This window comes from Bacillus stercoris, from assembly GCF_029772985.1.
GTDB lineage: Bacteria > Bacillota > Bacilli > Bacillales > Bacillaceae > Bacillus > Bacillus stercoris.
The window spans coordinates 1-25,000 of record NZ_CP121861.1 but is presented as its reverse complement, the minus strand read 5'-3'; the positions used below and the strand labels follow the sequence as shown (position 1 = coordinate 25,000).

The 25,000-nt window shown below is 43.0% G+C and carries 17 protein-coding genes, 8 pseudogenes and 2 other annotated features (1 of these 27 cut by a window edge); all 25 genes and pseudogenes read left to right on the top strand.

What is annotated here, in order from left to right:
• Nucleotides 1–132, top strand: the 3' portion of a protein-coding gene (mcsA, locus tag QA442_RS00130) for a protein-arginine kinase activator protein McsA (RefSeq protein ID WP_041521234.1). The gene continues 426 nt to the left of window position 1, outside the view; 132 of the gene's 558 nt are visible here — the last part of the coding sequence; its start codon lies off the left edge, out of view; its stop codon occupies nt 130–132.
• Nucleotides 132–1,225 (top strand): annotated as a pseudogene (mcsB, locus tag QA442_RS00125) (protein-arginine kinase McsB). Before mcsA ends, mcsB begins: the two are co-directional and overlap by 1 nt.
• Nucleotides 1,222–3,655 (top strand): annotated as a pseudogene (clpC, locus tag QA442_RS00120) (ATP-dependent protease ATP-binding subunit ClpC). The pseudogenes mcsB and clpC overlap by 4 nt, the downstream one beginning before the upstream one ends.
• A 91-nt stretch (nt 3,656–3,746) precedes the next feature.
• Nucleotides 3,747–5,123: a DNA repair protein RadA gene (radA, locus tag QA442_RS00115; RefSeq protein WP_095432282.1), complete on the top strand. Its 1,377-nt coding sequence runs from the start codon at nt 3,747–3,749 to the stop codon at nt 5,121–5,123.
• Between the two features lie 41 nt (nt 5,124–5,164).
• Nucleotides 5,165–6,199 carry a DNA integrity scanning diadenylate cyclase DisA gene (gene disA / locus QA442_RS00110; RefSeq protein ID WP_423856554.1) on the top strand — a complete coding sequence of 345 codons (1,035 nt, stop codon included), beginning with the start codon at nt 5,165–5,167 and terminating at the stop codon, nt 6,197–6,199.
• Between the two features lie 125 nt (nt 6,200–6,324).
• Nucleotides 6,325–7,423, top strand: a pseudogene (locus QA442_RS00105) (PIN/TRAM domain-containing protein).
• A 14-nt stretch (nt 7,424–7,437) separates the two neighbouring features.
• Nucleotides 7,438–8,136, top strand: a complete 699-nt coding sequence (ispD, locus tag QA442_RS00100; RefSeq protein ID WP_095432283.1) for a 2-C-methyl-D-erythritol 4-phosphate cytidylyltransferase — start codon at nt 7,438–7,440, stop codon at nt 8,134–8,136.
• A complete protein-coding gene (gene ispF, locus QA442_RS00095) occupies nt 8,129–8,605 on the top strand; it encodes a 2-C-methyl-D-erythritol 2,4-cyclodiphosphate synthase (RefSeq protein WP_014475594.1) in 477 nt (158 codons plus the stop codon). Before ispD ends, ispF begins: the two co-directional genes overlap by 8 nt.
• A gap of 90 nt (nt 8,606–8,695) precedes the next feature.
• A complete protein-coding gene (gene gltX, locus QA442_RS00090) occupies nt 8,696–10,147 on the top strand; it encodes a glutamate--tRNA ligase (protein WP_014662519.1) in 1,452 nt (483 codons plus the stop codon).
• A 2-nt stretch (nt 10,148–10,149) separates the two neighbouring features.
• Nucleotides 10,150–10,380: a binding site (T-box leader), on the top strand.
• Between the two features lie 67 nt (nt 10,381–10,447).
• Nucleotides 10,448–11,101 (top strand): serine O-acetyltransferase, encoded by a 654-nt coding sequence (gene cysE / locus QA442_RS00085; protein WP_003225749.1) that lies wholly within the window; start codon nt 10,448–10,450, stop codon nt 11,099–11,101.
• Nucleotides 11,098–12,498 carry a cysteine--tRNA ligase gene (gene cysS, locus QA442_RS00080; RefSeq protein WP_014478619.1) on the top strand — a complete coding sequence of 467 codons (1,401 nt, stop codon included), beginning with the start codon at nt 11,098–11,100 and terminating at the stop codon, nt 12,496–12,498. Before cysE ends, cysS begins: the two co-directional genes overlap by 4 nt.
• A gap of 3 nt (nt 12,499–12,501) precedes the next feature.
• A complete protein-coding gene (locus QA442_RS00075; RefSeq protein WP_040081037.1) occupies nt 12,502–12,933 on the top strand; it encodes a mini-ribonuclease 3 in 432 nt (143 codons plus the stop codon).
• Nucleotides 12,917–13,665, top strand: a pseudogene (gene rlmB, locus QA442_RS00070) (23S rRNA (guanosine(2251)-2'-O)-methyltransferase RlmB). The gene QA442_RS00075 and the pseudogene rlmB overlap by 17 nt, the downstream one beginning before the upstream one ends.
• Nucleotides 13,666–13,671: 6 nt before the next feature.
• Nucleotides 13,672–14,184: a ribosome-dependent mRNA decay endonuclease Rae1/YacP gene (gene rae1 / locus QA442_RS00065; RefSeq protein WP_003225756.1), complete on the top strand. Its 513-nt coding sequence runs from the start codon at nt 13,672–13,674 to the stop codon at nt 14,182–14,184.
• A gap of 62 nt (nt 14,185–14,246) precedes the next feature.
• Nucleotides 14,247–14,903, top strand: coding sequence for an RNA polymerase sporulation sigma factor SigH (sigH, locus tag QA442_RS00060; RefSeq protein WP_003225758.1), 657 nt, complete (start codon nt 14,247–14,249; stop codon nt 14,901–14,903).
• A 92-nt stretch (nt 14,904–14,995) separates the two neighbouring features.
• Nucleotides 14,996–15,145: a 50S ribosomal protein L33 gene (gene rpmG, locus QA442_RS00055; RefSeq protein ID WP_003156421.1), complete on the top strand. Its 150-nt coding sequence runs from the start codon at nt 14,996–14,998 to the stop codon at nt 15,143–15,145.
• A gap of 34 nt (nt 15,146–15,179) precedes the next feature.
• On the top strand, nt 15,180–15,359 hold the full coding sequence (secE, locus tag QA442_RS00050) for a preprotein translocase subunit SecE (RefSeq protein ID WP_004399676.1): 180 nt from the start codon (nt 15,180–15,182) through the stop codon (nt 15,357–15,359).
• Nucleotides 15,360–15,537: 178 nt separating this feature from the next.
• Nucleotides 15,538–16,070, top strand: a pseudogene (gene nusG, locus QA442_RS00045) (transcription termination/antitermination protein NusG).
• 167 nt (nt 16,071–16,237) lie between these two features.
• Complete coding sequence (rplK, locus tag QA442_RS00040) at nt 16,238–16,660, top strand: 50S ribosomal protein L11 (protein WP_279473399.1); 423 nt, start codon at nt 16,238–16,240, stop codon at nt 16,658–16,660.
• A gap of 94 nt (nt 16,661–16,754) precedes the next feature.
• The gene (rplA, locus tag QA442_RS00035) at nt 16,755–17,453 is read left to right on the top strand and encodes a 50S ribosomal protein L1 (RefSeq protein WP_003242022.1); all 699 of its coding nucleotides are present in this window, start codon (nt 16,755–16,757) and stop codon (nt 17,451–17,453) included.
• A gap of 45 nt (nt 17,454–17,498) precedes the next feature.
• Nucleotides 17,499–17,639: a sequence feature (ribosomal protein L10 leader region), on the top strand.
• A gap of 65 nt (nt 17,640–17,704) precedes the next feature.
• On the top strand, nt 17,705–18,205 hold the full coding sequence (gene rplJ / locus QA442_RS00030) for a 50S ribosomal protein L10 (protein WP_014662526.1): 501 nt from the start codon (nt 17,705–17,707) through the stop codon (nt 18,203–18,205).
• A 45-nt stretch (nt 18,206–18,250) separates the two neighbouring features.
• Nucleotides 18,251–18,622, top strand: coding sequence for a 50S ribosomal protein L7/L12 (gene rplL / locus QA442_RS00025; RefSeq protein ID WP_003156436.1), 372 nt, complete (start codon nt 18,251–18,253; stop codon nt 18,620–18,622).
• Between the two features lie 89 nt (nt 18,623–18,711).
• Nucleotides 18,712–19,316 (top strand): annotated as a pseudogene (locus QA442_RS00020) (class I SAM-dependent methyltransferase).
• A gap of 244 nt (nt 19,317–19,560) precedes the next feature.
• Nucleotides 19,561–23,144: pseudogene (rpoB, locus tag QA442_RS00015) on the top strand (DNA-directed RNA polymerase subunit beta).
• 60 nt (nt 23,145–23,204) lie between these two features.
• Nucleotides 23,205–24,999, top strand: a pseudogene (gene rpoC, locus QA442_RS00010) (DNA-directed RNA polymerase subunit beta'); the annotation flags it as partial.
• Between the last annotated feature and the right edge of the window lies 1 nt (nt 25,000).

Here is a 25,000-nt window from a genome sequence, read left to right as displayed (position 1 = left end):
GATATGCTGAAAAAAGAATTAGAATCCTTAATCCATCAAGAAGAATTTGAAAACGCAGCTCATGTGAGAGATCAAATTCGTTCTTTAGAACAATCACTCAAAAGTACAGATAGTGAGGAGGAACAGGGGTAATGTCGCTAAAGCATTTTATTCAGGACGCACTAAGCAGTTGGATGAAGCAGAAGGGACCTGAAAGTGACATTGTACTCAGCAGCCGCATACGTTTAGCAAGGAACTTTCAACATATTCGGTTCCCTACGCGGTATTCCAATGAAGAAGCCTCATCCATCATACAGCAATTTGAAGATCAGTTTTCAGAGCAAGAAATTCCCGGAATCGGCAAATTCGTTTTGATTAGAATGAATGATGCACAGCCTTTAGAAAAGCGTGTACTTGTTGAAAAGCATCTAATCAGTCCGAATTTGACAGAGTCTCCTTTTGGCGGCTGTTTGCTTTCTGAAAATGAGGAAGTAAGCGTCATGCTAAATGAAGAGGATCATATTAGAATACAATGTCTTTTCCCTGGATTTCAGCTTCTAGAAGCAATGAAAGCCGCGAACCAGGTCGATGACTGGATTGAAGAAAAAGTTGATTATGCATTCAATGAGCAGAGAGGGTACTTAACCAGCTGTCCTACAAACGTAGGTACAGGTTTAAGGGCTTCAGTCATGATGCATCTGCCAGCGCTGGTTTTAACTAGGCAAATAAATCGAATTATACCTAAGCAATTAATCAATTAGGCTTAGTTGTTAGAGGAATTTATGGGGAAGGCAGCGAAGCAGTAGGGAATATCTTTCAAATTTCAAATCAGATCACGCTTGGTAAGTCCGAGCAGGATATTGTAGATGATCTTAACAGTGTTGCTGCCCAGCTGATTGAACAAGAGCGATCTGCCCGAGAAGCGATTTATCAAACTTCTAAAATTGAACTTGAGGATCGGGTATATCGGTCTTATGGGGTCTTGTCTAATTGCCGGATGATAGAATCTAAAGAAACTGCAAAGTGCCTTTCAGATGTTCGGTTAGGCATAGACCTAGGTATTATAAAAGGACTTTCAAGCAACATACTTAACGAACTAATGATTTTGACGCAGCCAGGTTTTTTACAGCAGTACTCGGGAGGCGCTTTGCGTCCGAACGAAAGGGACATTCGAAGAGCGGCTCTCATAAGAGAACGGCTTCACTTAGAAATGAATGGGAAAAGACAGGAGGATGAATCGATATGATGTTTGGAAGATTTACAGAACGGGCTCAAAAAGTACTGGCGCTAGCACAGGAAGAAGCACTTCGTTTAGGTCATAATAATATTGGCACTGAGCATATTTTATTAGGACTGGTAAGAGAAGGAGAGGGCATTGCTGCCAAAGCTCTTCAAGCGCTTGGACTCGGTTCAGATAAAATTCAGAAAGAAGTAGAAAGTTTGATCGGGCGCGGGCAGGAAATGTCTCAAACGATTCATTATACTCCTAGAGCTAAAAAAGTCATTGAACTTTCGATGGATGAAGCAAGAAAACTCGGTCATTCTTATGTCGGAACAGAACATATTCTTCTTGGCCTGATTCGTGAAGGAGAAGGTGTTGCCGCGAGAGTTCTGAATAACCTCGGTGTCAGCTTAAATAAAGCAAGACAGCAGGTGCTCCAGCTTCTTGGAAGCAATGAAACAGGATCATCAGCGGCAGGAACAAACAGCAATGCGAATACGCCTACGCTTGATAGCTTGGCAAGAGACTTGACTGCTATTGCGAAGGAAGACAGTCTTGATCCTGTAATCGGCAGAAGCAAGGAAATCCAGCGTGTCATTGAAGTGTTAAGCCGCAGAACGAAAAACAACCCTGTTCTCATTGGTGAACCAGGTGTTGGTAAAACGGCTATCGCAGAAGGTTTGGCACAGCAAATTATCAATAATGAAGTACCCGAAATCTTGCGTGATAAACGTGTGATGACATTAGACATGGGAACGGTTGTTGCTTAAGACAAAATATCGCGGAGAATTTGAGGATCGCCTGAAGAAGGTCATGGATGAAATTCGCCAGGCAGGAAATATCATTCTATTCATCGATGAGCTCCATACATTAATCGGGGCAGGCGGAGCAGAAGGTGCTATTGATGCATCTAATATCTTAAAACCTTCACTTGCTCGCGGTGAGCTCCAATGTATTGGAGCAACGACTCTTGATGAGTACCGTAAATATATTGAAAAAGACGCAGCACTGGAACGCCGTTTTCAGCCGATCCAGGTAGATCAGCCATCTGTCGATGAAAGTATTCAAATTTTACAAGGTCTTCGTGACAGATACGAAGCCCACCACCGTGTTTCTATCACTGATGATGCCATTGAAGCTGCGGTTAAGCTTTCTGACAGATATATTTCTGACCGCTTCCTTCCGGATAAAGCCATTGACTTAATCGATGAAGCTGGTTCAAAGGTGAGACTGCGCTCCTTTACAACGCCTCCTAACTTAAAAGAGCTTGAGCAGAAGCTTGATGAGGTTCGTAAAGAGAAGGATGCGGCAGTGCAAAGTCAAGAGTTTGAAAAAGCTGCTTCCTTGCGTGATACTGAGCAGCGCCTGCGCGAGCAAGTTGAGGATACGAAGAAATCATGGAAAGAGAAGCAAGGGCAGGAAAATTCAGAGGTTACTGTGGATGATATTGCGATGGTTGTATCCAGCTGGACCGGTGTGCCTGTATCTAAAATCGCCCAAACTGAAACTGATAAGCTTCTCAATATGGAAAACATTCTTCACTCTCGTGTCATCGGCCAGGATGAAGCGGTTGTAGCTGTTGCAAAAGCCGTCAGACGTGCGAGAGCAGGGTTAAAAGATCCTAAACGCCCAATCGGCTCATTCATTTTCTTAGGCCCTACAGGTGTAGGTAAAACAGAGCTTGCGCGAGCACTTGCTGAATCCATTTTTGGCGATGAAGAATCCATGATCAGAATTGATATGTCTGAATACATGGAAAAACACTCAACTTCAAGACTTGTTGGTTCACCTCCGGGGTATGTGGGATATGATGAAGGCGGTCAATTGACAGAGAAAGTCAGAAGAAAACCTTACTCTGTCGTGCTTCTTGATGAGATCGAGAAAGCGCACCCTGATGTCTTCAATATCCTTCTGCAAGTTCTTGAAGACGGCCGATTGACTGATTCTAAAGGACGTACAGTCGATTTCCGCAATACCATTTTGATCATGACATCAAACGTCGGGGCAAGTGAGCTGAAACGCAATAAATATGTCGGCTTTAACGTTCAGGATGAGACTCAAAATCATAAAGACATGAAAGATAAAGTGATGGGTGAATTGAAACGGGCGTTTAGACCTGAGTTCATCAACCGTATCGATGAAATCATCGTCTTCCATTCACTTGAGAAAAAACATCTTACTGAAATCGTGTCATTAATGTCTGATCAATTGACGAAACGCCTGAAAGAACAGGATCTTTCTATCGAATTGACTGATGCTGCAAAAGCGAAAGTCGCGGAAGAGGGCGTTGATCTGGAGTACGGAGCCCGTCCGTTAAGAAGAGCGATCCAAAAACACGTAGAGGATCGTTTGTCTGAAGAACTCCTCAGAGGAAATATTCATAAAGGACAGCATATTGTTCTTGATGTAGAAGATGGCGAATTTGTCGTAAAAACGACTGCTAAAACGAATTAATATAGAAGACAGAAATGAGGCATACAGCATGTAAGTGTATGCCTCACTTTCATATCAAGAAATAGAACAAGGGAGAGGTCTTACACTATATATGGCTAAAACAAAATCGAAATTCATCTGCCAATCCTGCGGCTACGAGTCTCCAAAATGGATGGGGAAATGTCCGGGCTGCGGTGCTTGGAATACAATGGTGGAAGAAATGATTAAAAAAGCACCAGCCAATCGGAGAGCGGCTTTTTCTCATTCTGTTCAAACTGTACAGAAACCTTCACCTATTACATCAATCGAAACATCAGAAGAACCCCGCGTTAAAACCCAGCTTGGCGAGTTTAACAGAGTACTCGGCGGAGGTGTCGTTAAAGGCTCCCTCGTTTTAATCGGCGGTGATCCTGGTATCGGAAAGTCAACGTTATTACTGCAGGTTTCCGCTCAATTATCAGGCTCATCAAACAGTGTGCTGTATATTTCGGGAGAAGAATCTGTAAAGCAAACGAAGCTTCGAGCTGACCGCCTCGGCATTAATAATCCGTCACTGCATGTTTTATCTGAAACCGATATGGAGTATATTTCGTCTGCTATACAAGAGATGAATCCAGCGTTTGTCGTTGTTGACTCTATTCAAACGGTATACCAAAGCGATATCACATCAGCACCGGGCAGTGTGTCACAGGTCAGAGAATGTACCGCCGAGCTGATGAAAATTGCAAAAACAAAAGGTATCCCGATTTTTATCGTAGGGCACGTGACGAAAGAAGGGTCTATTGCAGGGCCGAGACTGTTGGAGCATATGGTTGACACTGTTTTATATTTTGAAGGAGAACGTCACCATACTTTCCGCATTTTGCGGGCTGTAAAAAACCGTTTCGGATCTACGAACGAAATGGGCATATTTGAAATGCGGGAAGAGGGGCTCACTGAGGTTTTGAATCCTTCAGAAATTTTCTTAGAGGAACGCTCTGCGGGTTCCGCGGGCTCGAGTATCACTGCTTCTATGGAGGGCACTAGACCGATTCTCGTTGAAATTCAGGCGCTCATCTCGCCAACAAGTTTTGGAAATCCAAGGCGTATGGCAACGGGAATAGACCACAACAGGGTTTCTCTGTTAATGGCTGTGTTAGAAAAAAGAGTTGGGCTGCTGCTGCAAAATCAGGATGCTTATTTGAAAGTGGCTGGCGGCGTTAAGCTTGATGAACCGGCAATTGATCTTGCCATTGCGATCAGTATCGCATCAAGCTTTAGAGACGCACCTCCAAATCCTGCAGATTGTTTTATTGGAGAAGTGGGATTAACCGGAGAAGTCCGGCGGGTTTCAAGAATTGAACAACGTGTGAAAGAAGCGGCAAAGCTTGGTTTTAAACGCATGATCATACCCGCGGCTAATCTGGATGGATGGACAAAACCAAAAGGGATTGAGGTTATCGGAGTAGCAAATGTTGCAGAGGCGCTTCGTACTTCATTAGGAGGATAATAGATGGAAAAAGAGAAAAAGGGGCGAAACACGAGTTAGACCTGTCATCTATATTGCAGTTTGTTGCTCCGGGTACACCGCTCAGAGCGGGGATGGAGAACGTCTTGAGAGCAAATACAGGCGGTCTGATCGTTGTTGGATATAATGATAAAGTAAAAGAAGTGGTGGATGGAGGATTTCACATCAACACGGCTTTTTCTCCGGCGCATTTGTATGAGCTGGCTAAAATGGATGGCGCGATCATTTTAAGTGATTCGGGTCAAAAGATCCTATATGCGAATACACAGCTGATGCCGGATGCCACAATTGCTTCATCAGAAACAGGAATGCGGCACAGAACTGCCGAAAGAGTAGCTAAGCAAACCGGCTGTCTTGTGATTGCTATTTCTGAAAGAAGAAATGTCATAACGTTATATCAGGAAAACATGAAGTATACACTAAAGGACATAGGATTTATTTTAACAAAGGCAAACCAAGCCATTCAAACACTTGAAAAATATAAGACAATCCTCGATAAAACGATTAATGCACTGAATGCGTTAGAGTTTGAGGAGCTTGTTACCTTTAGTGATGTCTTGTCTGTCATGCATCGTTATGAAATGGTATTGAGAATTAAAAACGAAATAAATATGTATATCAAAGAGCTGGGGACAGAAGGACATCTGATCAAGCTGCAAGTCATTGAATTGATTACGGATATGGAAGAAGAGGCCGCTTTATTTATTAAGGATTATGTAAAAGAAAAGATTAAAGATCCGTTTGTTCTTTTGAAGGAGCTGCAGGATATGTCCAGTTATGATCTGCTGGATGATTCCATTGTGTATAAGCTTCTCGGTTATCCTGCTTCTACTAATCTTGATGATTATGTATTGGCTAGAGGATACAGGCTGTTAAATAAGATACCGCGTCTGCCGATGCCAATTGTTGAAAATGTTGTAGAAGCATTTGGAGTCCTTCCAAGGATTATTGAGGCGAGTGCAGAAGAATTAGATGAAGTAGAGGGAATCGGTGAAGTACGAGCCCAAAAAATCAAAAAAGGATTAAAACGCCTGCAAGAGAAGCATTATTTAGACTAAGCAGCTGTGATTTCGGTTAAAACCTGGGGAATACGGGTATATTAATGTTGGTTTTTGTTTATTCTGATATTCGTAGGGTGCATAAAACTTTGTGAAATTAAAATGTTTAAAAAGGAGGTGGGGGTATGTTAAAACGAATAGTTCAGGCGTTCTTCATTATTTTTGGCGGCGTTGTTGGTATATTTCTAATACCTGAATTGTTTGTACTGTTAAATATACAGGACATACCTTTAATAACAAACGCATATACGTCTGCGGCAATTGGGGCAATTATCTTTTTTCTCATCAGTATATGGGGTACAGAATACGTTGTGAACTGGGTGAAGTGGATAGAGGATTCATTGTTAAAAGCGCTTTCCAGATTTGTTATTTGGAAGTCTAGGCCTGGTTTTTGGACTTATAATTGCTTATCTTATCGTAAATGTCATTCCTTTAGACAATATACCTTACCGCATATTCAGCACAATTATCCCTGTATTTTTGGCTTTCTTCCTCGGTTATCTCGGCTTCCAGGTGGGCTTTAAGAAAAAGGATGAATTGATCAGCCTGTTTTCCATTTCCGCCAGAATGCAAAAGAAAAAAGGATCAGCTGAAGAAGAACATGAGGTTCAAGACAAGAAGCTGAAAATTTTGGACACTAGTGTTATTATTGATGGGAGAATAGCAGATATTTGCCAGACTGGATTTTTAGAGGGAGTTATCGTGATTCCGCAGTTTGTCCTTGAGGAATTGCAGCATATTGCCGACTCTTCCGATGTGTTAAAACGAAACAGAGGACGCCGCGGTCTTGATATCCTGAACCGCATTCAGAAAGAATTAGACATTGAAGTTGAAATTTACGAAGGCGACTTTGAGGATATTCAGGAGGTTGACAGTAAGCTCGTCAAACTTGCGAAGCTGACATCCGGGGTCGTTGTGACGAATGATTTTAATTTAAATAAAGTATGCGAGCTTCAGAAGGTAGCAGTATTAAACATTAATGACCTTGCCAATGCGGTCAAGCCTGTTGTGCTTCCTGGCGAGGAAATGAATGTTCAGGTCATTAAGGATGGGAAAGAGCATAATCAGGGAGTTGCCTACTTGGATGATGGTACGATGATTGTCGTTGAAGAAGGACGCAATTATATCGGCAAGCATATTGATGTACTCGTCACAAGTGTGCTGCAGACAGCAGCGGGACGAATGATTTTTGCGAAGCCTAAGCTGTTGGAGAAGGCGCTGTAAAGGGAGAAAAAACAATGAGTTATGATGTGGTGATTCCTGCAGCCGGACAGGGAAAGCGGATGAAGGCAGGGAGAAATAAACTGTTCATTGAGCTGAAAGGAGACCCGGTGATCATACACACGTTAAGAGTGTTTGACAGCCACCGGCAGTGCGAAAAAATCATCTTGGTGATTAACGAGCAGGAGCGGGAGCACTTTCAACAATTGCTGACCGATTATCCGTTTCAAACTTCGATTGAGCTTGTTGCAGGCGGAGATGAGCGTCAGCACAGTGTTTATAAGGGGCTGAAAGCCGTAAAGCAAGAAAAGATCGTCCTTGTACATGACGGTGCCCGCCCATTTATAAAACATGAACAAATTGACGAACTGATCGCAGAGGCGGAACAGACAGGAGCGGCCATCCTCGCTGTTCCGGTAAAAGATACAATTAAACGCGTTCAAAATTTACAAGTCAGCGAGACGATTGAACGTTCAAGCTTGTGGGCTGTCCAAACCCCACAAGCTTTTCGTCTTTCTTTATTGTTGGAGGCTCACGCTGAGGCCGAGCGCAAGGGATTTTTAGGGACGGATGACGCCAGCCTCGTTGAACAGATGGAAGGCGGTTCGGTCCGTGTTGTAGAAGGCAGTTATACAAATATTAAGCTGACGACGCCAGACGATCTGACGTCAGCTGAAGCTATCATGGAATTAGAAAGTGGGAATAAACATGTTTAGAATTGGACAAGGATTTGATGTGCATCAATTAGTGGAGGGCCGTCCTCTAATTATTGGCGGAATTGAAATCCCGTACGAAAAAGGGCTGCTTGGCCATTCTGATGCAGACGTATTGCTGCATACTGTCGCTGACGCCTGCCTGGGAGCTGTGGGTGAAGGTGATATTGGCAAGCATTTTCCTGACACAGATCCTGAGTTCAAGGACGCAGACTCTTTCAAATTACTTCAGCATGTTTGGGGAATCGTGAAACAAAAAGGGTATGTCCTTGGGAACATTGATTGCACCATCATAGCGCAAAAGCCGAAGATGCTGCCGTACATAGAAGATATGAGAAAAAGAATCGCTGAAGGCCTTGAGGCAGAGGTTTCACAGGTAAATGTAAAAGCAACAACGACAGAAAAGCTTGGATTTACAGGCCGGGCGGAAGGAATAGCGGCTCAGGCGACTGTACTGATACAAAAAGGCTAACTTGTTTTGATGCCGGGTCTATTTGGTGGTAGAATAGATTCATACATTTTTGCCTGAGGCCATACATGACATGAAAGGAAGTATTTGAAAATGGGAAACGAAGTACGCGTCCGTTATGCACCGAGTCCAACCGGACATTTGCATATTGGAAATGCCAGAACGGCGCTTTTTAATTATTTATTTGCTCGCAATCAAGGCGGTAAGTTTATCATTCGTGTTGAGGACACTGATAAAAAGCGCAATATTGAGGGCGGAGAACAAAGCCAGCTGAATTATCTGAAGTGGCTAGGTATTGACTGGGATGAGAGTGTGGATGTCGGCGGAGAGTACGGCCCATACCGTCAGTCAGAGCGTAACGATATCTATAAAGTGTACTATGAAGAGCTCCTTGAAAAAGGGCTTGCTTATAAATGCTACTGTACGGAAGAAGAGCTTGAAAAAGAGCGTGAAGAGCAGATTGCCCGCGGAGAAATGCCACGGTATTCTGGGAAACACAGAGATCTGACTCAGGAAGAACAGGAGAAATTTATTGCTGAAGGCAGAAAGCCGAGTATTCGTTTCCGTGTGCCGGAAGGAAAAGTCATCGCCTTCAACGATATCGTAAAAGGCGAAATTTCTTTTGAATCAGATGGCATTGGCGACTTCGTTATTGTGAAAAAGGATGGAACGCCTACTTATAACTTCGCGGTAGCTATTGATGACTACTTAATGAAAATGACACACGTGCTGCGCGGTGAAGATCATATTTCTAACACACCGAAACAGATTATGATCTATCAAGCATTCGGGTGGGATATTCCTCAGTTCGGACATATGACGCTGATTGTAAACGAAAGCCGTAAAAAGCTCAGCAAACGTGATGAATCCATTATTCAATTCATCGAGCAGTACAAAGAGCTTGGCTACTTGCCAGAAGCGCTGTTCAACTTTATCGGACTGCTAGGCTGGTCACCGGTTGGAGAAGAAGAGCTTTTCACAAAAGAGCAGTTTATTGAAATTTTTGATGTAAATCGTTTATCTAAATCACCAGCTTTGTTTGATATGCATAAGCTAAAATGGGTTAACAACCAATATGTGAAGAAGCTGGATCTTGATCAGGTTGTTGAACTGACGCTTCCACATTTGCAAAAAGCCGGCAAAGTTGGCACTGAGCTTTCTGCTGAAGAACAAGAGTGGGTTCGCAAATTGATTTCCCTGTATCATGAGCAATTAAGCTACGGTGCCGAAATTGTTGAGCTGACTGATTTGTTCTTTGCGGATGAGATCGAGTATAATCAAGAAGCGAAAGCTGTTCTGGAAGAGGAGCAGGTTCCTGAAGTGCTCAGCACATTCGCTGCGAAGCTTGAAGAGCTTGAGGAGTTCACTCCAGATAATATCAAAGCATCGATCAAAGCAGTGCAGAAAGAAACTGGCCACAAAGGGAAAAAACTGTTTATGCCGATTCGTGTTGCTGTTACAGGGCAAACTCACGGTCCGGAACTGCCGCAATCAATCGAATTGATCGGTAAAGAGACTGCGATTCAGCGTTTGAAAAATATCTAAATAAATGATTGTTGACAGGGAAGAGTATAAAGCTTTAGGCCATTACAGAAAGGATCTTCATTGGCTGAGAGAGATCCATGAGCCGGGTTTTAGAAGTGCGCCCTTAAGACCTTTGAAGAACGTTTTTTAAAATCAGTATTCAAAGGCGGCCGCCGCCGTTACAGGCTGAAGTTGGGAGAGCAGGAGTCTGCTTTTCAAACAGAGTGGAACCGCGCGGTTAAAGCGTCTCTGTCATGTTTACATGCAGAGACGCTTTTTTTATTGGGCAGAGGAAATCAGATAGAGAAACGGGGGAAGCATGTGTTTTTTAGAATGCTCAAAGAAGACATTGATACTGTTTTCGATCAAGATCCTGCAGCAAGAAGCTATTTTGAAGTGATTTTAACTTATTCCGGTTTACATGCTATATGGGCGCATCGGATTGCACATGCTTTATATAAACGAAAATTTTATTTCCTTGCACGCCTTATATCTCAAGTAAGCCGATTTTTTACCGGGATCGAAATCCACCCCGGCGCCACAATTGGGAGAAGATTTTTCATAGACCACGGCATGGGGGTTGTCATTGGGGAGACATGTGAAATCGGCAATAACGTAACCGTTTTTCAGGGGGTTACCCTTGGGGGAACGGGGAAAGAAAAGGGAAAAAGGCACCCAACGATTAAAGATGACGCATTGATAGCCACAGGTGCTAAAGTGCTCGGTTCAATTACGGTCGGTGAAGGCTCAAAGATTGGCGCTGGTTCAGTAGTGCTGCATGATGTTCCTGATTTTTCAACAGTTGTCGGTATCCCCGGACGGGTCGTTGTACAAAATGGCAAGAAGGTAAGACGCGATTTAAACCATCAGGATTTGCCCGATCCGGTTGCTGACCGCTTTAAGTCTTTGGAACAGCAGATTTTAGAGCTGAAGGCAGAACTTGAAGACAGAAAAGAAAGGATCAATCAAAAATGACAATCACACTTTATAATACATTGACTAGACAGAAGGAAACATTCGTTCCTCTTGAAGAGGGGAAAGTGAAAATGTACGTATGCGGACCGACAGTTTACAATTACATTCACATCGGGAACGCGCGTCCGGCTATCGTTTACGATACGGTTCGAAACTATTTGGAGTATAAAGGCTATGATGTGCAGTATGTCTCTAACTTCACAGACGTAGACGATAAATTAATTAAAGCGGCAAATGAACTTGGTGAGGATGTGCCTACCATTTCAGAGCGTTTTATTAAAGCATATTTTGAAGATGTAGGTGCGCTCGGATGCCGAAAAGCCGACCTTCATCCGCGAGTGATGGAAAACATGGATGCCATTATCGAATTCGTAGATCAGCTCGTGAAAAAGGGCTACGCTTATGAATCAGAAGGTGACGTTTATTTCAAAACAAGAGCGTTTGAAGGATACGGAAAGCTTTCTCAGCAATCAATCGATGAGCTAAGATCAGGTGCACGCATCCGGGTCGGAGAGAAAAAAGAAGATGCTCTTGATTTCGCACTGTGGAAAGCGGCAAAAGAAGGGGAAATCTCTTGGGATAGCCCTTGGGGAAAAGGACGTCCGGGCTGGCACATTGAATGCTCAGCAATGGTGAAAAAGTATCTGGGTGACCAGATTGATATCCATGCGGGCGGACAGGATTTAACATTCCCTCACCATGAAAACGAAATTGCGCAATCTGAGGCACTGACAGGAAAAACGTTTGCGAAGTACTGGCTCCATAATGGCTATATCAATATTGATAATGAAAAAATGTCAAAATCACTGGGCAACTTTGTGCTTGTGCATGACATCATTAAACAGCATGATCCGCAGCTTTTGAGATTCTTTATGCTATCTGTTCATTATCGCCATCCGATTAACTATTCAGAAGAGCTTCTAGAAAATACGAAAAGCGCATTTAACCGTTTAAAAACAGCGTACAGCAATCTTCAGCACCGTCTGAACAGCAGTACGAATTTAACGGAAGATGACGATCAATGGCTTGAGAAAGTTGAAGAACACCGCAAAGCATTTGAAGAAGCGATGGACGATGATTTTAATACGGCGAATGCGATTTCTGTCTTGTTCGACTTAGCGAAACACGCCAATTATTATCTTCAGAAAGATCATACGGCTGATCATGTAATTACGGCGTTTATCGAGATGTTTGACCGTATTGTTTCTGTTCTCGGTTTTTCATTGGGTGAGCAGGAACTTCTCGATCAAGAGATTGAAGACTTAATCGAAAAACGAAACGAAGCGCGCCGGAATCGCGATTTTGCGTTGTCAGACCAGATTCGCGACCAGCTGAAAAGCATGAATATCATTCTTGAAGATACGGCTCAAGGCACTCGCTGGAAACGGGGAGAATAACGGATGCTTGAATTTGATACGATAAAAGATTCAAAGCAGCTTAACGGTCTTGCGCTTGCTTATATAGGTGATGCCATTTTTGAAGTATATGTAAGGCATCACCTGCTTAAGCAGGGCTTTACCAAACCAAATGATCTTCATAAGAAATCAAGCCGGATTGTTTCGGCAAAGTCGCAGGCTGAGATCCTATTTTTTCTGCAGAATCAATCATTTTTTACGGAAGAAGAGGAAGCGGTGCTGAAAAGAGGCAGAAATGCCAAGTCAGGAACAACACCTAAAAATACAGATGTTCAGACGTACCGCTATAGTACAGCATTTGAAGCGCTTCTAGGCTACCTTTTTCTAGAGAAAAGAGAGGAACGGCTTAGTCAGCTCGTAGCCGAGGCTATACAATTCGGGACGTCAGGGAGGAAAACAAATGAGTCAGCAACATGATTACGTCATAGGGAAGAATGCAGTGATCGAGACGTTAAAATCTGATCGGAAGCTGTATAAGCTGTGGATGGCGGAAAACACCGTAAAGGGACAGGCACAGCAAGTGATTGAGCTTGCGAAAAAGCAGGGAATCACGATTCAATACGTCCCGAGAAAAAAACTCGATCAAATGGTGACAGGACAGCATCAAGGCGTTGTGGCACAGGTTGCAGCGTATGAATATGCAGAACTGGACGATTTATATAAAGCAGCCGAGGAAAGAAATGAACAGCCTTTCTTCCTCATTCTGGACGAGCTTGAAGACCCTCATAATCTTGGTTCCATTATGAGAACAGCGGATGCGGTCGGCGCTCATGGCATCGTCATTCCAAAACGGAGAGCTGTCGGGCTGACAACAACAGTGGCAAAAGCTTCAACAGGGGCAATTGAACACATTCCTGTAGCGAGAGTCACCAATTTGGCACGGACGTTAGAAGAGATGAAAGAACAGGGAATCTGGGTTGTCGGAACGGACGCGTCCGCGCGTGAGGATTACCGCAATATGGACGGCAATATGCCTTTGGCTTTAGCATCGGAAGTGAAGGAAAAGGGATGGGCCGACTCGTGAAAGAAAAGTGTGATTTTCTCATTAAACTCCCGATGGCCGGAAAGGTAACTTCACTAAATGCATCTGTCGCGGCTGGTCTTTTGATGTATGAAGTCTACCGGAAACGAAACCCTCTGGGAGAATAAAGACCCATGGATATCCTGTTAGTAGACGGGTACAACATGATTGGAGCCTGGCCGCAGCTGAAGGATTTAAAAGCAAACAGTTTCGAAGAGGCGAGAGACGTACTGATTCAGAAAATGGCGGAATATCAATCGTATACAGGAAACAGGGTTATTGTTGTTTTTGACGCGCATCTCGTAAAAGGGCTTGAGAAAAAACAGACCAACCATCGAGTTGAAGTGATTTTTACAAAAGAAAATGAGACGGCTGATGAGCGGATAGAAAAGCTCGCTCAGGCTTTGAATAATATTGCGACTCAAATTCACGTTGCGACCTCTGACTATACTGAGCAATGGGCGATTTTCGGACAGGGGGCATTGCGGAAATCGGCCCGGGAGCTTTTGAGAGAGGTAGAAGCGATTGAAAGGCGAATAGAGAGACGGGTAAGAAAAATCACTTCCGAAAAGCCGGCGGGTAAAATTGCTTTATCGGAAGAGGTTTTGAAAACGTTTGAAAAGTGGAGGCGGGGAGACTTAGATTAAGTTGACGCTTTTTTGCCCAATACTGTATAATATTTCTATCTACGTGCGCCGGGGGGATCGGAGTGAATCTACAGAACAACAAGGGAAAATTCAACAAAGAGCAGTTTTGCCAGTTGGAGGACGAGCAGGTCATTGAAAAGGTTCATGTTGGGGACAGTGATGCGTTAGATTACTTGATTACGAAGTACCGAAACTTTGTTCGGGCGAAAGCAAGATCCTATTTCTTAATAGGGGCGGACAGAGAAGATATTGTTCAGGAAGGTATGATAGGCCTCTATAAGTCTATTCGTGACTTCAAAGAGGACAAGCTTACCTCTTTCAAAGCTTTCGCAGAATTATGTATTACCCGCCAAATTATTACCGCAATAAAGACAGCTACTCGCCAGAAACACATTCCTTTGAATTCCTACGTCTCATTAGATAAACCGATTTTTGATGAAGAATCAGACCGAACGCTGCTTGATGTCATTTCAGGGGCGAAAACCTTAAATCCTGAGGAAATGATCATTAATCAGGAAGAATTTGATGACATTGAAATGAAAATGGGAGAACTACTAAGTGATTTAGAGAGAAAAGTACTCGTCTTATATCTCGACGGGAGAAGTTACCAAGAGATTTCCGATGAACTGAACCGACATGTGAAATCGATCGACAATGCCCTTCAGCGTGTGAAACGCAAGCTGGAGAAGTACTTGGAAATTCGCGAAATCAGTTTGTAATAGGAATTTATGCTATATTGACAGTATTTTTCTGACTATGATATGTTACTAAAGATAAGAACTAATGTCTATTTAGAAAAAGGTGTAATGACATGAGAAAAAAGATTACGTTAGCATGCAAGACATGCGGAAACCGTAATTATACGACAATGAAGAGCTCTGCATCAGCGGCTGAGCGATTAGAAGTAAAGAAATACTGCAGTACTTGCAATTCACATACAGCTCATCTTGAAACAAAATAGTTTTTGCGCTTTTTAAATTGTGGAGGTCTTTTACATGCGTATTATGAAATTCTTTAAAGATGTTGGGAAAGAAATGAAAAAGGTAAGCTGGCCTAAAGGAAAAGAGTTAACGCGTTATACCATTACGGTAATTTCAACAGTTATCTTTTTTGTTATCTTTTTTGCCCTCCTTGACACAGGAATTTCTCAATTAATTCGTTTAATAGTTGAATAATGATCAGCAATACGTGCTATAATAGATCATAATATTACTTGCCAAAACCCGTTCAGCGGGTTTTTTATTGTGGCTTAAAATGAAAGTTATCATAGGCTTGCCGCCTATTTTTTGAAGCGTTATGGTAATTCACTAAAACCAAATGCGGGGAGGGAAGGACTGGACAGTCCTGAAGAGAATGGAAAAGAATTGGTATGTTGTTCACACGTACTCTGGTTATGAGAATAAAGTAAAAGCCAACTTGGAAAAACGTGTTGAATCAATGGGGATGCAGGATAAAATTTTCCGTGTAGTCGTACCCGAAGAAGAAGAAACGGATATCAAAAACGGCAAGAAAAAAGTCGTGAAAAAGAAAGTATTCCCTGGTTATGTGCTTGTTGAAATTGTAATGACAGACGACTCTTGGTATGTTGTCCGCAACACGCCGGGCGTTACTGGATTCGTAGGATCTGCTGGATCAGGTTCAAAACCGACGCCGCTTCTTCCAGGCGAAGCAGAAACCATTTTGAAGAGAATGGGCATGGACGAACGCAAAACTGATATTGACTTTGAACTGAAAGAGACAGTGAAAGTAATAGACGGACCTTTTGCTAACTTTACTGGATCGATTGAAGAGATTGATTATGACAAAAGCAAGGTCAAAGTTTTCGTTAATATGTTCGGCCGCGAAACGCCGTTGAACTGGAATTTACCCAAATCGATAAATTGTAATGTGAAAAAACTTGAAATTGCTATATATAAATGATAATATAGCAAAGGTACGTCTTGGACTTATCCAAGGCAACTAGCATGATATTTCGTCATTCATATAAAGAATGAAACCTTGAGTGGGAGGGTTTACCCTATTACCACATCACGGACTTAAGGAGGTGTGTCTCGTGGCTAAAAAAGTAGTTAAAGTTGTAAAATTGCAAATTCCTGCTGGAAAAGCTAACCCAGCACCACCAGTTGGACCTGCACTTGGTCAAGCTGTTAACATCATGGGATTCTGTAAGGAGTTTAACGCTCGTACAGCTGACCAAGCTGGTTTAATCATTCCTGTTGAAATTTCGGTTTACGAAGACCGTTCATTTACATTTATTACAAAAACTCCACCTGCTGCAGTATTGCTTAAAAAAGCAGCTGGAATTGAGTCTGGTTCTGGTGAACCAAACCGTAATAAAGTGGCAACCGTTAAGCGCGATAAAGTACGCGAAATCGCTGAAACGAAAATGCCTGACTTAAACGCAGCAGACGTTGAAGCGGCAATGCGCATGGTTGAAGGTACTGCCCGCAGTATGGGTATTGTAATCGAGGATTAATTTGTTTCTTGTCGGGTTGCGAGTTTTAACAAGTTCGCAACCCTTATTCGTGGGAGGTTATTCCGCTATAACCACATAAGGAGGAAATTTTAAAATGGCTAAAAAAGGTAAAAAGTACGTTGAAGCTGCTAAGCTTGTAGACCGTTCTAAAGCTTACGACGTTTCTGAAGCAGTAGCTCTCGTTAAAAAAACAAACACAGCTAAATTCGACGCTACAGTTGAAGTGGCTTTCCGTTTAGGGGTTGACCCTCGTAAAAACGACCAGCAAATCCGCGGAGCAGTTGTGCTTCCAAACGGAACTGGTAAAACTCAGCGCGTTCTCGTTTTCGCAAAAGGCGAAAAAGCGAAAGAAGCTGAAGCTGCTGGTGCAGATTACGTAGGCGATACTGACTACATCAACAAAATTCAACAAGGCTGGTTCGATTTCGATGTAATCGTAGCTACACCTGATATGATGGGTGAAGTTGGTAAAATTGGTCGTGTACTTGGACCAAAAGGTTTAATGCCAAACCCTAAAACTGGTACAGTTACTTTCGAAGTTGAAAAAGCGATCGGCGAAATCAAAGCTGGTAAAGTTGAATACCGCGTAGATAAAGCTGGAAACATTCATGTTCCTATCGGTAAAGTTTCTTTCGAGGATGAAAAACTTGTTGAGAACTTCACGACAATGTACGATACAATCCTGAAAGCTAAACCTGCCGCAGCTAAAGGCGTTTACGTGAAAAACGTTGCTGTAACTTCTACTATGGGACCTGGTGTCAAAGTAGACTCTTCAACTTTTAACGTAAAATAATATTGACATGACATCAACATTCTGATATTATTCAAAATGTTGTAAAATAGAATATCATTTATACCGTAGACAGTAGGGGCCTAACCGCTTAATCATCCTACCGAGGTGTATATTATCACAGCTATTACGTTACGTATGCTTGTATATACAGCCTCCATGTCTCATGGAGGCTTTTTATATGGAATCCGTCGTCTCAGTCGTGATCACCTAACGGTATAAGTGTTACACAAGAATCTACAGGAGGTGTAACCATGAGCAGCGCAATTGAAACTAAAAAAGTTGTTGTTGAAGAAATTGCTTCTAAACTGAAAGAAAGTAAATCAACGATCATCGTTGACTATCGCGGACTTAACGTTTCTGAAGTAACTGAACTTCGTAAACAGCTTCGCGAAGCTAACGTTGAGTTCAAAGTTTACAAAAATACGATGACTCGCCGTGCGGTTGAACAAGCTGAGCTTAATGGTTTGAATGATTTCTTAACTGGACCGAACGCGATCGCATTCAGCACTGAAGATGTTGTCGCTCCGGCTAAAGTTCTGAATGACTTCGCTAAAAATCACGAAGCTCTTGAAATCAAAGCTGGCGTAATCGAAGGTAAAGTTTCTACTGTTGAAGAAGTGAAAGCTCTTGCTGAACTTCCATCACGCGAAGGCTTGCTTTCTATGTTGCTTAGCGTACTTCAAGCTCCAGTTCGCAACTTTGCTCTTGCTGCAAAAGCTGTGGCAGAACAAAAGGAAGAACAAGGCGCTTAATCTAATCAGTTTTTCATAAATTAAAACAAAATGGAGGAATTACAAATGGCTTTAAATATCGAAGAAATCATTGCTTCCGTTAAAGAAGCAACTGTACTTGAATTGAACGACCTAGTAAAAGCAATCGAAGAAGAATTTGGCGTAACTGCTGCTGCTCCTGTAGCTGTAGCTGGCGGAGCTGCTGCAGGCGGAGCTGCTGAAGAGCAAAGCGAATTCGATCTTATCCTTGCTGGTGCTGGATCTCAAAAAATCAAAGTTATCAAAGTTGTACGTGAAATCACTGGTCTTGGCTTGAAAGAAGCTAAAGAACTTGTTGACAACACTCCAAAACCACTTAAAGAAGGTATTGCTAAAGAAGAAGCTGAAGAGCTTAAAGCTAAACTTGAAGAAGTTGGCGCTTCTGTAGAAGTTAAGTAATCTTCACTTACCTGGAGGGGAAGCTCGCTTTTATGAGGCGAGCTTTTTCTTTGCCATTCTTTAAGCCATGAAAAAAGGAGGTTCTAATAATGAGTGAGCACTATTATTCAGAAAAACCTTCAGTGAAAAGCAACAAGCAAACCTGGTCTTTTAGGCTTCGGAATAAAGATTTCACGTTTACCAGCGACAGCGGGGTTTTTTCTAAAAAAGAAGTTGATTTCGGCTCCCGCCTGCTGATAGATTCTTTTGAAGAGCCTGAGGTTGAGGGCAGCATTTTGGATGTAGGCTGCGGGTACGGGCCGATTGGTTTATCGCTTGCCAGCGACTTTAAAGACCGGACTATCCACATGATTGATGTTAATGAGAGAGCCGTAGAACTATCAAATGGAAATGCGGAACAGAACGGAATAACAAACGTTAAGATTTATCAAAGCGATTTGTTTTCAAACGTTGATTCTGCTCAAACATTTGCTTCTATTCTTACAAATCCCCCAATCCGAGCCGGAAAAAAAGTTGTCCATGCTATCTTTGAGAAAAGCGCTGAACACTTAAAAGCTTCAGGTGAGTTGTGGATCGTCATACAGAAAAAGCAAGGTGCGCCTTCTGCCATTGAAAAGCTCGAGGAACTGTTCGATGAAGTTTCTGTCGTTCAAAAAAGAAAGGCTATTATATCATAAAAGCAAAAAAAGTTTGACTCGGTATTTTAACTATGTTAATATTGTAAAATGCCAATGTATATATTTTGCTTGATATGATGAATTGTCAATATCTATGTATAAATTATACAAGTATGGAAATGCTAATAAAATCGGTATTTGTTTTTGGATGTGGTTTTCTTAATTAGAAACCCTTTTTTCTTTTGTCTTGTAAAAGTATTTCTTTCTTTGGATGAAATGCTTATTACACATATAATACGCATGATTTGAGGGGTGAATCAGTTGACAGGTCAACTAGTTCAGTATGGACGACACCGCCAGCGCAGAAGCTATGCTCGCATTAGCGAAGTGTTAGAATTACCAAATCTCATTGAAATTCAAACCTCTTCTTATCAGTGGTTTCTTGATGAGGGTCTTAGAGAGATGTTTCAAGACATATCACCAATTGAGGATTTCACTGGTAACCTCTCTCTTGAGTTCATTGATTATAGTTTAGGTGAGCCTAAATATCCTGTAGAGGAATCAAAAGAACGTGATGTGACTTACTCAGCTCCGCTAAGAGTGAAGGTTCGTTTAATTAACAAAGAAACTGGAGAGGTAAAAGACCAAGATGTCTTCATGGGTGATTTCCCTATTATGACAGATACAGGTACTTTTATCATTAACGGTGCGGAACGCGTTATCGTTTCCCAGCTTGTTCGGTCTCCAAGTGTATATTTCAGTGGTAAAGTAGACAAGAACGGTAAAAAAGGTTTTACCGCAACTGTCATTCCAAACCGTGGCGCATGGTTAGAATACGAAACTGATGCGAAAGATGTTGTTTATGTCCGCATTGATCGCACACGTAAGTTGCCGGTTACGGTTCTTTTGCGTGCTCTCGGCTTCGGCTCCGATCAAGAGATTCTTGATCTCATAGGAGAAAACGAATACCTGAGAAATACGCTTGATAAAGATAACACAGAAAACAGCGACAAAGCGCTGCTTGAAATTTACGAGCGTCTCCGTCCTGGAGAGCCGCCTACAGTAGAAAATGCGAAAAGCTTGCTTGATTCTCGTTTCTTTGATCCGAAACGATACGATCTTGCCAATGTAGGACGCTATAAAATTAATAAAAAACTTCATATTAAGAATCGCCTCTTCAATCAGAGACTTGCTGAAACGCTCGTTGATCCTGAAACAGGAGAAATCCTTGCTGAAAAAGGTCAGATTCTTGATAGAAGAACACTTGATAAAGTACTGCCATACTTAGAAAACGGAATCGGTTTCAGAAAGCTGTATCCGAATGGCGGTGTTGTTGAAGATGAAGTGACTCTTCAATCCATTAAAATCTTTGCTCCGACTGATCAAGAAGGAGAACAGGTTATTAATGTAATCGGCAATGCTTACATTGAAGAAGAGATTAAAAACATCACGCCTGCTGATATTATTTCTTCAATCAGCTACTTCTTCAACCTGCTGCACGGAGTAGGCGACACAGATGATATCGATCATCTTGGAAACCGCCGTTTACGTTCTGTAGGCGAGCTTCTCCAGAACCAATTCCGTATCGGTTTAAGCCGTATGGAGCGTGTGGTTCGTGAGAGAATGTCAATTCAAGATACGAATACAATTACGCCTCAGCAGCTGATCAATATTCGTCCTGTTATTGCGTCCATTAAAGAGTTCTTTGGAAGCTCACAGCTTTCTCAATTCATGGATCAGACGAACCCGCTTGCTGAATTAACGCATAAGCGCCGTCTGTCAGCATTAGGACCGGGCGGATTGACACGTGAGCGTGCCGGAATGGAAGTGCGTGACGTTCACTACTCCCACTATGGCCGTATGTGTCCGATTGAAACGCCTGAGGGCCCGAACATCGGTTTGATCAACTCACTATCATCTTATGCAAAAGTAAACCGTTTTGGCTTTATTGAAACGCCATATCGCCGCGTTGACCCTGAAACAGGGAAGGTAACGGGCAGAATCGATTACTTAACTGCTGATGAAGAGGATAACTATGTTGTCGCTCAAGCGAACGCTCGTCTTGATGACGAAGGCGCCTTTATTGATGACAGCATCGTAGCTCGTTTCCGCGGGGAGAACACCGTTGTTTCCAGAAACCGTGTAGACTACATGGATGTATCGCCTAAGCAGGTTGTATCTGCTGCGACAGCATGTATCCCGTTCTTAGAAAACGATGACTCCAACCGTGCCCTCATGGGAGCGAACATGCAACGTCAGGCTGTGCCTTTGATGCAGCCGGAAGCGCCATTCGTTGGAACTGGTATGGAATACGTATCAGGAAAAGACTCTGGTGCCGCTGTTATTTGTAAACACCCTGGTATCGTTGAACGTGTAGAAGCGAAAAACGTTTGGGTTCGCCGTTATGAAGAAGTAGACGGTCAAAAAGTAAAAGGAAACCTGGATAAATACAGCCTGCTGAAATTTGTCCGCTCTAACCAAGGTACGTGCTACAACCAGCGTCCGATCGTAAGTGTCGGCGATGAAGTTGTAAAAGGAGAAATCCTTGCTGACGGTCCTTCTATGGAGCTTGGTGAACTTGCACTTGGCCGTAACGTAATGGTCGGCTTCATGACATGGGATGGCTACAACTATGAGGATGCCATCATCATGAGTGAACGTCTTGTGAAGGATGATGTTTATACATCTATCCACATTGAAGAATATGAATCAGAAGCACGTGATACGAAACTTGGACCTGAAGAGATCACTCGCGATATTCCAAACGTCGGTGAAGATGCGCTTCGCAATCTTGATGACCGCGGAATCATCCGTATCGGGGCAGAAGTAAAAGACGGAGATCTTCTTGTTGGTAAAGTAACGCCTAAAGGCGTAACTGAACTGACTGCAGAAGAACGCCTGCTTCACGCCATCTTTGGCGAGAAAGCCCGCGAGGTTCGTGATACTTCTCTTCGTGTGCCTCACGGCGGCGGAGGAATTATCCATGACGTTAAAGTCTTCAACCGTGAAGACGGAGACGAACTTCCTCCAGGTGTGAACCAGTTAGTACGCGTATATATCGTTCAGAAACGTAAGATTTCTGAAGGGGATAAAATGGCCGGTCGTCACGGTAACAAAGGTGTTATCTCTAAGATTCTTCCTGAAGAGGATATGCCTTACCTTCCTGACGGCACACCAATTGATATCATGCTTAACCCGCTGGGCGTACCATCACGTATGAACATCGGGCAGGTATTAGAACTTCATATGGGTATGGCCGCTCGTTACCTCGGCATTCACATTGCATCTCCTGTATTTGACGGAGCGCGAGAAGAGGATGTCTGGGAAACACTTGAAGAAGCTTAAGCATGTCTCGTGACGCCAAAACAGTGCTTTACGACGGACGTACTGGAGAGCCGTTTGATAACCGTGTATCTGTCGGTATCATGTATATGATCAAACTGGCTCACATGGTTGACGATAAACTTCATGCGCGTTCTACAGGCCCTTACTCACTTGTTACGCAGCAGCCTCTTGGCGGTAAAGCTCAATTTGGCGGACAGCGTTTCGGTGAGATGGAGGTTTGGGCACTTGAAGCTTACGGTGCGGCTTACACTCTTCAAGAAATTCTGACTGTTAAGTCTGATGACGTGGTTGGACGTGTGAAAACATACGAAGCCATCGTTAAAGGCGACAATGTTCCTGAACCAGGTGTTCCGGAATCATTCAAAGTATTAATCAAAGAACTTCAAAGCTTAGGTATGGATGTCAAAATCCTTTCTGGTGATGAAGAAGAAATAGAAATGAGAGATTTAGAAGACGAAGAAGATGCGAAACAAGCTGACGGCCTGGCATTATCAGGTGATGAAGAGCCGGAAGAAACAGCATCTGCAGACGTTGAACGTGATGTAGTAACAAAAGAATAATCTCTAGTTATAAAGGCAAGTGACATCGGTTAATCCGAAGATAAAAAGGAGGTAGGCCCCTTGCTAGATGTGAACAATTTTGAGTATATGAACATCGGTCTTGCTTCACCGGATAAAATCCGTTCATGGTCTTTTGGTGAAGTGAAAAAGCCTGAAACGATAAACTATCGTACGTTAAAACCTGAAAAGGACGGTCTATTCTGCGAACGCATTTTCGGACCGACTAAGGACTGGGAATGTCATTGCGGGAAGTACAAGCGAGTTCGTTATAAAGGCGTAGTTTGTGACCGCTGCGGAGTCGAAGTAACACGGGCTAAAGTCCGTCGTGAGAGAATGGGGCACATTGAACTGGCTGCCCCAGTTTCCCACATTTGGTATTTCAAAGGTATTCCAAGCCGTATGGGTCTTGTGCTGGATATGTCACCTCGTGCTTTAGAAGAAGTGATTTACTTTGCTTCTTACGTTGTAACTGACCCGGCAAATACACCGCTTGAAAAGAAACAGCTTCTGTCTGAGAAAGAATACCGTGCTTATCTTGATAAATACGGTAATAAATTCCAAGCATCTATGGGTGCTGAAGCAATTCATAAACTTCTTCAAGATATCGATCTTGTAAAAGAAGTTGATATGTTAAAAGAAGAGCTGAAAACTTCACAAGGACAACGACGTACTCGTGCGATCAAACGTCTTGAAGTTTTAGAAGCCTTCCGTAACTCAGGAAACAAGCCTTCTTGGATGATCCTTGATGTGCTTCCTGTTATTCCTCCGGAGCTTAGACCGATGGTTCAGCTAGATGGCGGACGTTTTGCGACTTCTGATTTGAACGATCTTTATCGTCGTGTCATCAACCGTAACAATCGTTTGAAACGCCTTCTGGACCTTGGTGCGCCAAGCATCATCGTTCAAAACGAAAAGCGTATGCTTCAAGAGGCTGTCGATGCCTTAATTGACAACGGCCGCCGCGGACGCCCTGTAACAGGTCCTGGTAACAGACCGTTAAAATCTCTTTCTCACATGTTGAAAGGGAAGCAAGGCCGTTTCCGTCAAAACCTTCTTGGTAAACGTGTCGATTACTCCGGACGTTCTGTAATCGTTGTTGGTCCTCATTTGAAAATGTACCAATGCGGATTACCGAAGGAAATGGCGCTTGAACTCTTCAAGCCTTTCGTTATGAAAGAACTTGTTGAAAAGGGTCTTGCTCACAACATTAAGAGTGCGAAACGCAAAATTGAGCGCGTACAGCCTGAAGTTTGGGATGTATTAGAATCAGTTATTAAGGAGCACCCAGTACTGCTGAACCGTGCCCCTACACTTCACAGATTAGGTATTCAGGCGTTTGAACCAACGCTTGTTGAAGGACGCGCAATCCGCCTTCACCCGCTCGTATGTACAGCTTACAACGCTGACTTTGACGGTGACCAAATGGCGGTTCACGTACCATTATCTGCTGAAGCACAAGCTGAAGCACGCATCTTGATGCTTGCGGCTCAAAACATCTTGAACCCTAAAGATGGTAAACCGGTTGTAACTCCGTCTCAGGATATGGTACTTGGTAACTATTACCTGACACTTGAGCGTCGGTGCTGTCGGTGAAGGTATGGTCTTCAAGAATACAGACGAAGCGCTTCTTGCTTATCAAAACGGATATGTTCACCTTCATACGAGAGTAGCTGTTGCAGCTAACTCCCTTAAGAATGTGACATTTACCGAAGAACAGCGCTCAAAATTGTTAATTACAACTGTCGGTAAGCTTGTCTTCAATGAAATTCTTCCGGAATCATTCCCTTACATGAATGAACCAACGAAGAGCAACATTGAAGAGAAAACACCTGACCGTTTCTTCTTGGAAAAAGGTG

Excerpts from the sequence above, each read along its gene's own strand:
- secE (WP_004399676.1), top strand. The coding sequence starts at position 15,180 with ATGCGTATTATGAAATTCTTTAAAGATGTTGGGAAAGAAATGAAAAAG.
- ispD (WP_095432283.1), top strand. The coding sequence starts at position 7,438 with ATGAGTTATGATGTGGTGATTCCTGCAGCCGGACAGGGAAAGCGGATG.
- rplL (WP_003156436.1), top strand. The coding sequence starts at position 18,251 with ATGGCTTTAAATATCGAAGAAATCATTGCTTCCGTTAAAGAAGCAACT.
- QA442_RS00075 (WP_040081037.1), top strand. The coding sequence starts at position 12,502 with ATGCTTGAATTTGATACGATAAAAGATTCAAAGCAGCTTAACGGTCTT.
- rae1 (WP_003225756.1), top strand. The coding sequence starts at position 13,672 with ATGGATATCCTGTTAGTAGACGGGTACAACATGATTGGAGCCTGGCCG.
- cysS (WP_014478619.1), top strand. The coding sequence starts at position 11,098 with ATGACAATCACACTTTATAATACATTGACTAGACAGAAGGAAACATTC.
- gltX (WP_014662519.1), top strand. The coding sequence starts at position 8,696 with ATGGGAAACGAAGTACGCGTCCGTTATGCACCGAGTCCAACCGGACAT.
- ispF (WP_014475594.1), top strand. The coding sequence starts at position 8,129 with ATGTTTAGAATTGGACAAGGATTTGATGTGCATCAATTAGTGGAGGGC.
- rplJ (WP_014662526.1), top strand. The coding sequence starts at position 17,705 with ATGAGCAGCGCAATTGAAACTAAAAAAGTTGTTGTTGAAGAAATTGCT.
- rplA (WP_003242022.1), top strand. The coding sequence starts at position 16,755 with ATGGCTAAAAAAGGTAAAAAGTACGTTGAAGCTGCTAAGCTTGTAGAC.
- radA (WP_095432282.1), top strand. The coding sequence starts at position 3,747 with ATGGCTAAAACAAAATCGAAATTCATCTGCCAATCCTGCGGCTACGAG.
- rpmG (WP_003156421.1), top strand. The coding sequence starts at position 14,996 with ATGAGAAAAAAGATTACGTTAGCATGCAAGACATGCGGAAACCGTAAT.